General features: G+C 34.8%; 10 protein-coding genes and 1 tRNA gene. All 11 read right to left on the reverse strand.

Translation table 11 applies throughout. From position 1 onward, the window contains the following. Positions 1–928: 928 nt before the first annotated feature. Positions 929–1,012, reverse strand: a tRNA-Ser gene (locus OTK55_RS01800). 82 nt (positions 1,013–1,094) lie between these two features. Next, positions 1,095–1,403, reverse strand: coding sequence for a 30S ribosomal protein S10 (gene rpsJ / locus OTK55_RS01805; RefSeq protein WP_274870248.1), 309 nt, complete (start codon positions 1,401–1,403; stop codon positions 1,095–1,097). A gap of 176 nt (positions 1,404–1,579) precedes the next feature. Continuing rightward, entirely contained in the window at positions 1,580–2,821 is a 1,242-nt protein-coding gene (gene tuf, locus OTK55_RS01810; RefSeq protein ID WP_274870249.1) for a translation elongation factor EF-1 subunit alpha, read from the reverse strand. A gap of 385 nt (positions 2,822–3,206) precedes the next feature. Then, complete coding sequence (locus OTK55_RS01815) at positions 3,207–5,399, reverse strand: elongation factor EF-2 (protein WP_274870250.1); 2,193 nt, start codon at positions 5,397–5,399, stop codon at positions 3,207–3,209. A gap of 137 nt (positions 5,400–5,536) precedes the next feature. Beyond that, positions 5,537–6,100, reverse strand: a complete 564-nt coding sequence (locus tag OTK55_RS01820) for a 30S ribosomal protein S7 (protein ID WP_274870251.1) — start codon at positions 6,098–6,100, stop codon at positions 5,537–5,539. Positions 6,101–6,128: 28 nt separating this feature from the next. Next, entirely contained in the window at positions 6,129–6,554 is a 426-nt protein-coding gene (locus OTK55_RS01825; protein WP_274870252.1) for a 30S ribosomal protein S12, read from the reverse strand. Between the two features lie 257 nt (positions 6,555–6,811). Then, on the reverse strand, positions 6,812–7,243 hold the full coding sequence (locus OTK55_RS01830) for a NusA-like transcription termination signal-binding factor (RefSeq protein ID WP_274870253.1): 432 nt from the start codon (positions 7,241–7,243) through the stop codon (positions 6,812–6,814). Positions 7,244–7,252: 9 nt separating this feature from the next. Then, complete coding sequence (locus tag OTK55_RS01835) at positions 7,253–7,549, reverse strand: 50S ribosomal protein L30e (protein ID WP_274870254.1); 297 nt, start codon at positions 7,547–7,549, stop codon at positions 7,253–7,255. Positions 7,550–7,559: 10 nt separating this feature from the next. After that, entirely contained in the window at positions 7,560–8,729 is a 1,170-nt protein-coding gene (gene rpoA2, locus OTK55_RS01840; protein ID WP_274870255.1) for a DNA-directed RNA polymerase subunit A'', read from the reverse strand. A 14-nt stretch (positions 8,730–8,743) separates the two neighbouring features. Next, positions 8,744–11,365 carry a DNA-directed RNA polymerase subunit A' gene (locus OTK55_RS01845; protein ID WP_274870256.1) on the reverse strand — a complete coding sequence of 874 codons (2,622 nt, stop codon included), beginning with the start codon at positions 11,363–11,365 and terminating at the stop codon, positions 8,744–8,746. 20 nt (positions 11,366–11,385) lie between these two features. Continuing rightward, a complete protein-coding gene (rpoB, locus tag OTK55_RS01850) occupies positions 11,386–13,197 on the reverse strand; it encodes a DNA-directed RNA polymerase subunit B (RefSeq protein ID WP_274870257.1) in 1,812 nt (603 codons plus the stop codon). Positions 13,198–13,224: the final 27 nt, after the last annotated feature.

A 13,224-nucleotide genomic window follows, 5' to 3' on the forward strand; every position in this document is an offset into this window, starting at 1 on the left:
GGGAGATAGCTTAGTAACCTTACTTCAAAAAAAATGAAGTACAACCCAAGAAATTTTACTACATAACCATCAAATATGTAGATAAAATAGACCATAAACACAATAAAAAGAACACTGGGGACAAGTGGAATAGCTTAATTACTACTCAAAAGAGTTAACTTAAGAAGTGAGAGATTACTTACAGTTCAAGTTCTAATCCAATCGGCAAAGGGAAAATAATACATAAATTATATGCATATAAAAAAAATGGTGGGATAACTGTAGAATTACAATAGCCCACCATAGTATTACCCTTTAATAAGTACAAATTATACATGATTCAATTCATTGAAATATAGAACATCCTCACTCACAAATAATATGTAATTCATTAGTACGGCCATGACTATGAGTTGTCTTCGTCACTTCCAATTAATGCTTGAGACCATATACTATAATAGCTATTTACATCCTTAAACATCACAGTATCTATAGGGAAATCTACTTTTAAATCATTTTAATATGACGTGATTATTATATCCATGATATGCTTATATAGAATCATATAATTAATAAATAGATATAGATTATGTGAATTAAATCCAAATAATATTAAGTTAAAGTTCACAAATATAAGCAATTCATCTCACGTAGAACCTTTTGAAGTTTTATAATTATACATCATTTTTTTGCTTCTTCTAAAAATGTATTTTCTTTCCATTTTTATAATTTCTCAAGTAAATTAATACTTAATTCCATTTATAAATTCATATTATTAGTTAAAAAAAATAAATGAAAATCCTGATAAAAAACAATAAAATCAGAAATGATGTAAAAGTATTTAAAAAAATTGTAATAAAAAAAATGAAAATACTTAAAATTAATAAAAAATGTAAAAAAATATAGTTTAAAAAAAATGAAACACCCATTATTTAGGTGTTTCCCTCAGCGCCGAGAATGGGATTTGAACCCATGAGGAGATAACTCCACGGGATCTCAAGTCCCGCGCCTTACCTGGCTAGGCTATCTCGGCATATGTTAAAAAAAATTTAAAAACTAATAAAATCTATTACTTATTTATATCAGTAATAATTTATATAGTTTTTTATTAGTATCTAAGATTTAAGTTCTATTTCGATACTTACGTTATCAGGTACGTTAACTTTCATAACTTGTCTCATTGCACGTTCATCTGCTTCAATACCAATAAGACGTTTGTGAATACGTAACTCCCATTTTTCCCATGTTGCTTTACCTTCACCATCTGGACTTTTTCTAGTTGGTACAACTAATTTCTTTGTTGGTAAAGGAATAGGACCTGATAAATCTACACCAGTTCTTTCAGCTATTTTGATTAATTGGTCACATACGTTAGCTATTTTTTCTGGATCGGTACCTGTTAATTTAATTCTTGCTTTGTTCATTTAAATTCCCCTTTAATAAAATATATCCCATTATATAATGTAACAACTAATAAATTATATTCAAAGTATACACATGAATATAGCATAATAGCTAATATAAATTAAATCTATTAAAAATAGTTATTACATGAGTCGATTTTTTTGAAAAAAAAAAATATAAGTAAAAATTAATTTACTTATTTAGCTTGGGTTATGTCTATACACATACCTGCTGCTACTGTTTGACCCATATCACGGATTGCGAATCTTCCCATGTGAGGAATTTCTTTGATGTTTTCAATTACCATAGGTTTTGTTGGTTTAATGGTAACTAATGCTGCATCTCCTGTTTTTAGGAAGTCAGGGTTTTCTTCTTTAGGTTGTCCTGTTGCAGGATCAAGTTTTACATCTAAAGATAAGAATGTACATGCAACTTGTGCTGTGTGTGCGTGGAATACAGGTGTGTATCCAACTGTGATTACACCAGGGTGTTGTAATACAACAACTTGTGCTTTGAATTCTTTTGCAACGCTAGGTGGGTTTTTGGTTGTACCTGCTACGTCTCCTCTTTTAATATCGTTTTTACCTACACCTCTTACGTTGAATCCAACGTTGTCTCCAGGAACTGCTTCTTCGAGTGTTTCGTGGTGCATTTCGATAGATTTTACTTCTCCAGTTACTCCTGCTGGTTCGAATGCAATATTTTCAGCTGTGTGTAATACACCAGTTTCTACTCTTCCTACAGGTACTGTACCTACTCCAGTAATGGAGTATACATCTTGTACAGGTAATCTTAAAGGTAAGTTTACAGGTTTATCTGGTTCATCTAATGCATCTAACTCTTGGATTAAAGTGTTACCTTTGTACCATGGAGTGTTTGAACTTTTCTCGGTTATGTTGTCTCCTTCAAATGCGGAAACTGGGATGAATGGTACTTCTGAAGGTTTGAATCCTACTGTTGAGATTAGTTTTCCTAATTCTTCTTTGAGTTCGTTGAATTTTGCTTCATCGTAGTCAATTACATCCATTTTGTTAATTGCAATGATTAATTGGTTTATACCAAGTGTTCTTGATAAGAAGATGTGTTCTTTTGTTTGTGGCATGATACCGTCGTTTGCTGCTACTACGAGTACTGCTGCGTCTGCTTGTGATGCACCAGTAATCATGTTTTTAACAAAGTCACGGTGTCCTGGACAATCTACTACTGTGTATTCGTATTTTTGTGTTTCGAATTTAGCGTGAGCAAGGTCGATTGTTACTCCTCTTTCTCTTTCTTCTCCGAGTTTGTCCATTACAAATCTAAATTTGTCTTCTCCTTCATCGAGTTGTTGTTCTGCGATAGCTCCTTCTAATAATAAAAGGTGTCCTACTAATGTTGATTTTCCGTGGTCTACGTGACCAATGAATGCTAAGTTCATGTGAGTTTTTGCTTTTGCCATTATATATCCTCCATATATTAAACATGTATTTGAATATAATTTATAAATCAGGTACTATCCTTTGGATAGTTTGGTTTATAGATGTTAGCAAGCCGATTGCTAGATATATTTTATCTAGAGAACGTCCTCTAACTGTGTAATAAAGAAATACGTAGTTCTACTACAAGAAATATACCAGGAGATTGGTATATTCCCCTGTAGAAATATTTCTTATATATTATCCTTAATTACAATTTTATAAATTACAATAATTTTCCTAAATCTCTTGTGGAAATCTAGATATATTAAATTTATCTTTTAGTAATTATTGTATTTATAAATTTTTATTTATATACTTTATGGTTATGTTTTATAAAAAAAGTATACGTGGAGATAAGTAATATACTTATCCTAAGTAGTGGTCCGGTCCATATGGTTCTGGACTTAAACCTTTTCTTTCACGTATCTCTTTTACTATTTTATTTTGTAATTCTCTTGGGATTCTTTCAAATCCAGAGTTTTCTGTTGACCAAATACAACGTCCTTCTGCTGCTGATCTGATATCTCCAGCAAATCCGAACATTTCTGCTACAGGTACTTTGGATTCAATTGTAGACATGTCTCCTTCCTGACCCATTTCTACAATTTGTCCTCTTCTGTTTTGGATTTCACGGGTAGCTGCTCCCATGTAGTCTTGTGGTACACTGATATATACTTTTTGCATTGGTTCCATTAATGTTGGTTGTGCTAACATCATTGCACCGTATATTGCTTTTCTTATAGCAGGTAATACTTGTGCTGGTCCTCTGTGTACTGCATCTTCGTGTATTTTTGCGTCCATAAGACTGATTTTTATTCCCATAGCTTTCTCATCTGCTAATGGTCCATCATCTAGTGCACTTTCGAAACCTTCCATTAATAATTCTTTAATTTCATCTAAGTATTGGATACCACGAGTTTTGTTTACAAATATACTGTGTTTGTATACATCCCATACTTTCTTAGCTTCGTCTTTGTCTAATCCATGTTCTTGGAATACTTTTGCACTTTCTTTACCTTTTACTCTACCTTCTTCTATTTCTCCTTCGGAGATAGCGTTCATTAAATCATCAGATAATGGTTCAACGTCTATGTAGAATCTGTTATGTTTGTTAGGTGATTTACCTTCAACATTGGTTGCTGTGCCAGCAATTGTTTCTCTGTATACAACAATAGGCTCTGAAGTTTCAACTTCTAATCCTTTATCATTAATTCTGTAGATGATCACTTCTAAGTGTAATTCACCCATACCAGCAATTAAGTGTTCACCAGTTTCCTCGTTAATCTCTACTCTGAGAGTTGGGTCTTCTTTACCTACTTGTCTTAATACTTCTATAAGTTTAGGTAAATCTTTGGTGTTTTTAGCTTCTACAGCTACTGTAACTACTGGTTCAGATATGTGTTCAAGACTTTCGAATGGTGCTATTTTATGATCTGCATCAGTGATTGTTTCACCAGCAATAGCTCCTCTAGCTCCAGTAATAGCCACAATGTTTCCAGCTGGTACAGAATCAGTGTTGATTCTTTCTGGACCCATATATACTCCTACTTGCTGGGTTCTTGCTTTTGCCATTGAACCTACAAAGTATATTTCGGAACCTTTTTCGATTGATCCACCATATACACGTCCAGTAGCTATTTCTCCAGCGTGTTTATCTATACTTACATCTGTTACCATTACTGCTAATGGGGAAGTTGAATCGGTGTTAATCATACCTTGACCTTCAACTGATTCGATGTCTCCGGACCAAATTTTAGGTACCCTGTATTGCTGTGCTACTTTAGGGCTAGGTAAGTGTTTTACTACCATACCAAGGATTACTTCCTCGATTTTTATTTTTTGAGCTAATTCTTTTTGTTTGTCTTCATTACAGTATTCAATAATATCTTTGAATGTAATGTGTGTTTTTTGCATCTCAGGTACGTTGATAGCCCAGTTGTGGTATGCTGAACCGAATGCTACTGTACCATCTTCAATTTTAACTTGCCATTCTTCTTTGAATTGTTCAGGAGCCATGTTTCTGATAAGTTTGTTTACTCCTGCAATGATTTTAATAAATCTGTTTTGTAATTCAAGGTCGTCAAGTTTTAATTCGTTTATTAATCTGTCTACTTTGTTAATGAATAGTACTGGTCTTACATTTTCTTTTAATGCTTGTCTTAGTACTGTTTCTGTTTGAGGCATGATACCTTCAACTGCACATACAACTACTACTGCACCATCTACTGCCCTCATTGCACGTGTTACGTCTCCACCAAAGTCTACGTGTCCTGGTGTATCGATTAAGTTGATGAGGTATTCTTGATCCTCATAAGTGTGTACCATTGATACGTTAGCTGCATCAATAGTAATTCCTCTTTCTTGTTCTTGTTCATCAAAGTCTAGGAATCTTTGATCACCTGCTAATTCAGAGGAAATCATTCCTGCAGCTGCAAGAAGATTGTCTGATAAAGTAGTTTTTCCATGGTCAATGTGAGCTACTATACCAATGTTTCTAATATATTCTGGCTTGTACATTAAATCTTTAATTTTGTTAACCATTTGATCTCGTCGACTCAAATATATCACCTAAATGTTAATCATAATATAATTATTTATCTTTTATTAAATGTTTTTTAATCTTTCGATTATTTTCATAAAGTCAAAAATTCTAGTTATTTCAAAAGAAGTAAGAAGAACTAGGAGTAGTTCAAGAACTAGTGTGCGGATCTTGCTACTCTTTCTTTTTCTTCTTTTTTCTGTACAGCATAGCTTCTGGAATCTTCTTCTGATGCAAGTAAGATTTCATCTGCTAAGCATTGTGCAGCTGATTTTTTGTTTTTGAATGCAGATTGCATTGCTCCTTTTGTTAAGAATCCTAATGATAAGTCTACTCTTCTTTGAGGTGCAATATCTACTGCTATTTGGTATCCTATTCCACCATATTTTATACGGGTGGTTTCTTCTCTAGGTGCTGTGTTTTCTACAGCTTTTACTAATACTTGTACAGGATTTTGTTTGGTTTTGTTGTTGATAATTTCTAAAGCATCTTCTACTATGGAGTATGCTTTGTTTTTCTTACCACTGTTTCTTTCTGTTTTCATGAGTTTGTTCATGAGTCTTTCTACAATGGATACTCTTGATTTTGCAAATTGTCTTTTTACGTGACGTCCCATTGTGTGTGGTACTACAATTTCATCTAGGCATACATAGTTTTGTAATCCCATATCTTCTACTGTAACTTCTGTTACATCCCATTTATCAAATAATTTGAAGCTCATATTAATTAAATCTCCTTGAATAACGTAATTACCTTACAGGTTTTTCGATTTTTCCACTTACCATTTCAGCTAAAGCAACGTTGTTAACTTTTGTAACTTTCCATCTTACTCCAGGAATATCACCCATGGACCTACCTGATGGTCCTCCTATTCCTTCAATCATTACTTCGTCGTGTTCATCGATAAAACCGATAGCTCCGTCACCTGGTGCGAATGCAGTGATTTGTTTACCGTTTTTAATTAACTGAACTCTTACACATTTTCTTATAGCAGAGTTAGGCTGTTTTGCTTCAATTCCCACTTTTTCTATTACAATTCCTCTTGCTTGAGGTGATCCTTCTAGTGGGTCTGCTTTTATGTTTAATCCGAGGGTTTTACGTTTGTATTGTGTGTCTTTCCATCGGAAGTTTTGTCTGTTATCTTTTAATTTTTTTGCTGCGAATAATCCTGGCAAATTTATTCCTCCATTAATTTAATTTTATTTATTCTATTCAAAGTTTTAGTTTCACATGCACATATTACCTACTAGATGAAGAGAGTAAGTTTTAATGCTTTCATGCTATATTTCATCTAAATTTACGTGAAATTACTTCCACATACTTTTCATTATAGTTTTATAATTTTTGTATTAACTGAGTTCTAAGATTAAAAGATTAAAATAATGGTAATAATACCATAATCTGATAATCTTTTATTTAATCATAAATATGGTTATTTTATGATAATATCACTAATTTCAAATTGTCTTTTAGCAAATTGTCTGGCTCGCTGAATATTCTGACCATTTTTACCAATGGCAGCTCTCTTAGTCTTTGAGTCGACATCTAAGGTGGCGATTTTATTACCCTTAGCATCAGTTGAAAATTCTATTGAATTTATTGTTGCTGCTGATAATAAATTTCTTATAAATTCGCCGGGGTCGTCGGAGTGTTCTATTATTTCAACACTCCTATCTACAGATTTCTGCATCTTACCAATAGTACTTCCACGTTTTCCTATTGCTAAGCCCATGTCTCCTTTTTTTACCAAAAAAGTAACTTTATTATGTTCGTCATCTATGATACAGTCCTTAACAGTGGCACTAGTTATTGTTTCAAATAAACTTATGTATCTGATTTCGTTGGTTGTAAGTTTGACGGACATAGTATCAACTTATTCTTTTAACTCTAATATATTAGAGTCTCCAGGTTCTAGAACTACTAGAACTGTTACTGTGAATGGTTTACCACAGATTGAACCTAATTCTACACTAGAACCTTCAAAAGTGTATACTGGCATATCAGATAGTTTAGAATATGTTTCTATATCTTCTTTTACATCTTTTGGAGCATTAGCTGCGATTACAACGAGTTCTCCTTTTCCAAGTTTTATTGCTTGGGTTGATTTGTTGGATCCTAATATAACCTTACCAGTATCTACGGCTACACGTATCCCTCTTTCTATATCCATTTACTGCCTCCTAATTTTTATCTTTCATTACAACACCAACAGACCCAGTTCCATGGGGTATTGGCTGTCCAACAATGACATTCTCGATTATACCTGTGAGATTATCAGTTTCTCCACGTATACTAGCGTTAAGTAAGTGTTTACCAGTTTCCTCAAATGCTGCACGTGCAAGTACACTGGATTTTTCTCCACTAATACCATGTCTACCAATGGATTTTACAACACCATCAGCAGTCATCATATCAGCTACTAACATAATATGTCTTATGTCTACACTAAGTCCCTGTTCTTCCATGGTTGTGTATAACTCATGTATGATAGCATTACGTGCTGCTTCTATACCAAGAACTTTTTCAATCTCAAAGATATCGTTTGTTGTGGTTTTAACAATGTCTACACCATCAATTTTAAGAATAGCTCCAATATTAGAACCTTCTGTGTGTATTACCCATTCATTATGTTCATGACGGATAACTACTTTACCGATACCTTTAACACCACTAATCTGGAGATCTCTGACTTTATCAGCAAGTAATCTTAATTCTCGAATACCATGTTGAATTTTTTCATCATCTTTAGAAAATGTGGTTTTAAAACTCAGTAAATTATTATCTATATTTACTTGTTTAAAAGTTTTTTCAATTACACTAGTAACTTCTGAAAGTTCAAGTCTACGTTCTTCAAGTATATCTAAATCAATTTCAGCTGTAATTATATTATCCATATAGTTTACATTGAAATTTTTAATGACATCATTTAGTGTAATTTTACCAATTTTATTTCCCATTTTTCTGATGAATTCTTCATCATTTTTGTATTCATCTGTGAAGTATATGTCCATTGTAGGAGTTGCTATTTTCTTACGTGCATCTACTACTTCTATAAGTCTTGGAAGACCTAATGTTACGTTAAGCTCTACTACCCCTGCGTAGTGAAAAGTACGCATGGTCATCTGTGTACCCGGTTCTCCTACTGACTGAGCAGCTATTGTTCCTACTGATTCTCCAGGTTCTACTTCTTCACGTTCATATGCTTCTTTAACCTTTGAGACTAGTGTGTCTAGTTCATCATCGGTTAAATTGTTACGTTCACTTGCCTGAGCTATTTCTTCAACAAGTTTAATAGGGAAATAACTAGCGCCTTTTTCGTCTACTACTTTTTGTACTTGTTCTGTATCCATACTTGATTCTCCCCCTATTTACTGTTTGTACTAGATTCTAGTCTCATTTCTTCTATGAGTTTATCTAGGTTTGCAACTTGTCCATAATCACTTTTTGCTGGGTTAATTCCATCTTCTCCATATTTGAATTGGATGATTGCTCCCCTGTTATCTCTTACTGTACCATCTTCATGTACACTTAAGTCGTGAAGTGCGTTTACAAGACGTCTCTGCATGTAACCACTCTGTGCTGTACGAATAGCTGTATCTACTAATCCTTCACGTCCTCCCATTGCGTGGAAGAAGAATTCTAATGGATCTAATCCTTTCTTATAACTACTGTGTACAAAACCACTTGCTTTAGAACCTACATCTCCTTTATGGAAGTGAGGTAATGTTCTGTCAATGTAACCCCTGTTAATACGACCTCCACGAACAGCTTGCTGTCCTACACAGGTTGCAATCTGAGTTAAGTTTAACATTGAACCACGAGCACCAGTAAGTGCCATGATTACTGCACTGTTTGATGTTGTGAAGTAACGTTCTGCGATAACACCAGTGTTATCCCTTGCTTCTCCTAACACTTGCATGATTTTCATCTCAAGTGTTTCACGTAGACTACGTCCAGGTAATGCTTCTAGTTCATTGTTTTCATATGCTTCGATGAGTTGTTCCACTTTACGGTCAGATTTTTCAAGTAATTCTGCAATTCTGTCCTCTGCCTCTTTAGGAATTTCCTCATCTGCTGTTCCTGTGGTAAATCCTCTCTGCATTACACCACCAAAGATTGCTAGCTTAGTAGCATGGTCTAGGAAGTATCTTGCTGCATCAGATCCAAATTGTTTTACAATTGCATCTAATATTTTACCACTACCGGAACCGTATCCTTTATCATCTACTACTCCCTGTAGTAGCTGACCATTACTGATTACAACATATGCATCATATTCACAGTCTTTATGTTTACATTCCTCACAATTTCTACAAATCTCAGCCTTATATATTAAGTTAAGTTTGTCAGGTAATAGTAAACTGAATATTTCCTTACCCGTCCAATCTCTACCCTTAGGCTCTGGAAGTTCCATCTTAGACCTTTTAATAATCTGGAAAGCCTTATCCTCAGGATATGATGTAGCCTTGTTTGTAAGTAAATATGCACCGGTAATATGGTCGTGTAAAGCACCAATAATTGGTCCACCATAACGTGGTGATAGGATATGCTCCTGTACCTTCATAATATCATTTGCTTCAGCACGAGCCTCAGGGGTCTGGAATACGTGCATGTTCATCTCGTCACCATCAAAGTCAGCGTTGTATGGTGGACATACACATAAGTTTAACCTGAAGGTCTTGTATGGTAAAACTCTTACTTCGTGTGCCATCATGGACATACGGTGAAGTGAAGGTTGACGGTTGAATAATACTATATCACCATCAATAATATGTCTTTCAACAATATATCCTGGTTCAAGGTTTTCAATTACAGTATCCTTTGTCTCATCATATACTCTGATTTTACGTCCATCAGGTCTGATAATATAATTTGCACCTGGATGTACATCCGGACCATTACGGATGAATTTCTTCATCTCTTCCATGTTCCATTCAGTAACTGCTATAGGTACTGTTACCTCTTTAGCAATCATTTCCGGTACACCGACCTCGTTAATACTGAGGTTAGGATCTGGTGAAATTACAGTACGTGCTGAGAAGTTAACACGTTTACCAGCAAGGTTACTTCTGAATCTTCCCTCTTTACCTTTAAGACGTTGAGCTAATGTTTTTAAAGGTCTACCAGACCTATGTCTTGCAGGTGGAACTCCTGATGCTTCATTATCAAAGTAAGTTGTTACGTGGTATTGTAATAACTCCCATAAATCCTCAACAATTAACTGTGGAGCACCGGCTTCCATATTCTCTTTAAGCCTCTGGTTAATACGTAAGATATCAACTAGTTTGTGTGTAAGGTCATCCTCTGATCTTTCACCAGTTTCAAGTGTGATTGATGGTCTTACAGTTACAGGTGGTACTGGAAGAACAGTTAACACCATCCATTCAGGCCTTGCAACCTCCGGATTAATACCAATGTATATGTAATCCTCTTCAGGTATATTTTCTAATCTTTCACGTACCTCACTAGCTGTTAATTTATAATTACCTTCAACAAGTGAAATAGGCTTATCTATCTTAACTTCTATTTGTTCTTCACCACAGTATGGACATTTATCCTTCTTAGCTGCTAAATGGATTTGTTTAAGAATCTTAGAAATATCTTCACCATTTTGGATTCTTTCCTCAAGTTTCTCTTTGTACTCAACTTTCTCAGTATCAGTTAAGAGAACTCTTCCACATTTACGGCAAGTGGACCTTAATATTTTATGGATTGTATCAGCAAATCCAACGTGTATAACAGGTCTTGCAAAGTTAATATGTCCAAAGTGTCCCTGGCATTCTCCACCTTTAGAACCACATGTACGACATTTAAGTCCAGGGTCAATAACACCTAACCTTGGATCCATTAATCCAGCTTCTATTGGATAACCATCTTCATCATATGTATCTGGTGTTACAATCTTAGTTACAGACATCTTCCTAATAGTTTCAGGAGACATTAGACCAAAATCAATTTCAGATACTTTTTTAATTATTCCTTTCAAGTATTAATCCTCCTAGATACTTATGCTTTATCCTCTAATACAAGACTTGGAGATATACATAATGATTTTAATTCATCAAGTAATAATTTGAATGCATATGAAATTTCAACTGGGAATGTTTCTGTTTCACCACAGATAGCACAGTATGTTCTATCACGAATCTTATCTCTTACAGCTAATCCACCACATTCACCACAAATTAATGCTTCATACTTATCTGATTCATCAAGTAATCTTTCCTTCAATGACAATGCTGCACCGTGAGCAATGAGACAGTCACGTTCCATCTCACCAAACCTAAGTCCTCCTTCTCTTGCTCTACCTTCGGTAGGCTGACGTGTAAGAACCTGTACAGGACCTCTGCTTCTAGCATATACTTTGTCTGAAGTCATATGGTGTAATTTCTGGTAGTATGCTACTCCAATAAATATCTCTGCTCTGAAACGTTCACCTGTGATACCATTATATAATTGTTCACGACCATGAGTTTCAAAACCATTCTCTCTTAATAAACATTTAATTTCATCCTCAGGCATACCAGTAAATGGTGTACCATCAATACGTTGACCAATCATACAGCCAGCTTTACCAGCAAGCATCTCAATAATCTGTCCAATAGACATTCTTGATGGGATAGCGTGAGGGTTAATCATTAAATCAGGACACATACCTTCCTCATTAAACGGCATGTTTTCCTGTGGTACAATAAGACCGACTACACCTTTCTGACCGTGTCTTGAAGCGAACTTGTCACCATACTCAGGTTGTCTGTGGTCACGAACTTTAACCTTAGCTAGTTTACTACCTTCAATAGTCTCAGTTAGGATAACTTTATCTACAACACCATGTTCTCCATGGCGTACAGTTACACTAGTTTCTCTTCTTCTTTCTGCAACGGTACCGAATTCGTCAACATCTTCAAGGAATCTTGGAGGTGATGTCTTACCAATTAATACATCTCCACTTTGAACAGGAACCTCAGGATTTATAAGACCGTCTTCGTCGAGATTCTTATATACTTCCTCAGACCTGTAACCTCTAACCATGCTCTCAGGGTATTCGAAGTGATCCTCTTGACCACCAGGATATCTTCTCTCAGATGCCTCGTAGGACCTGAAGAATGATGATCTACCAAGACCTCTTTCTAGTGAACCCTTACTCATAACAAGAGCGTCTTCCATGTTACACCCTTGGTATGATAAAATAGCTACTACAAAATTCTGACCAGATGGTCTTTTATCATATTCTGTAGAAACCATACTTTTTGTTTTAACAACAGGCATTTGTGGCTGATGTAACAGGTGTGCTCTTGTATCAGTTCTGAGATTATAGTTTGACACATATAATCCAAGAGCCTGCTTTGTCATACCTGCTTCCATAGTGTTCCTAGGAGAGGAGTTATGGTTAGCATAAGGAATAATACCAGCACAGATACCAAGCATAGTGGAAGGATCAATTTCTAAGTGAGTATGTTCAGGAGTAATATCTTCCTCAAACATTGCAATATAAGCATTCTCTTCCTCTTCTGCATCGATATACTCGATAATACCTTCATGGATAAGATCAAACCATTTCATCTCTCCTGAAGCTACTTTATCGATAATTTCATCTGTAAGTTTAGAAACACCATTCTCAACAATAACTAATGGTCTTCTAGCCCTTCCAGGATCAGTGAATATAAATATCTCATTATTATCCTCATAATAAGTGATGTTTAATTCATGAGTTAATTCATTAGATCGTCTTCTAGCCTTAACTTCCTTAACAAATGCTTCAGGTTCCTCTGTTGTTCCAATTAATTTACCATTTATATATACTTTAACTGTTACCATTATAAGTCTCCTTAAATACAATCCTTC

The organism is Candidatus Methanosphaera massiliense (genome assembly GCF_028890305.1).
Classification (GTDB): domain Archaea; phylum Methanobacteriota; class Methanobacteria; order Methanobacteriales; family Methanobacteriaceae; genus Methanosphaera; species Methanosphaera massiliense.